The 684-nt window shown below is 73.1% G+C and carries 1 protein-coding gene; it reads left to right on the plus strand.

Annotated features, from left to right (window positions below; translation table 11 throughout):
* A partial coding sequence (locus tag MZTS_RS24120; RefSeq protein WP_246482263.1) for a methyl-accepting chemotaxis protein occupies positions 1-684 on the plus strand: 684 nt, incomplete at both ends.

Below are 684 nucleotides of genomic sequence, written 5' to 3' on the forward strand. Positions count from 1 at the left end.
CCCTCGCCATGACCCTCAACGGCATGGCGGCGGGACTGGCCGACCTTGCCCGCACCAACCGCGCGGCGACCGCGGACCTGAACGCCGCCGCCGCCGAGATCCGCGCCTCCGCCCAGGAGCAGGCCGCCAGCGTCGAGGAGCAGTTCGCCGCCGTGCAGGAAACCGCCGCGACGGTCGACGAGATCACCCATTCCGGCGCCCAGATCTCCAAGCGCGCCTCGGAGGTCATCGCCACCGCGCAGGCGGCGGCTCAGACCGCCCGCTCGGGCCTGCGCGCGGCCACGGACACCGCCAAGGCGATGGAGGCGATCCGCGAGCAGGGCGAGGCGGTGGCCGGCAACATCGTCGCGCTGAGCGAGCGGACGCAGGCGATCGGCGAAATCATCGTCACCGTCAACGACATCTCCGAGCGCACCCACCTGCTCGCCCTCAACGCCGCCATCGAGGCCGCCGCCGCCGGCGAGAGCGGGCGCAGCTTCGCCATCGTCGCCGCCGAGATGAAGCTGCTGGCCGACCAGGCCAAGGCGGCGACCACCCAGGTGCGGGGCATCCTCGGCGAGATCCAGCGCGGCATCAACGCCTCGGTGATGCTGACCGAGGAGGCGGTCAAGCGCGCCGCCGCCGGCAAGACCCGCACCGATGCGACGGTGCGCACCATCGAGGAGATGGCGGCACGGGTGGAGG

This window comes from Methylorubrum zatmanii (assembly GCF_014845115.1).
Lineage (GTDB): Bacteria > Pseudomonadota > Alphaproteobacteria > Rhizobiales > Beijerinckiaceae > Methylobacterium > Methylobacterium zatmanii.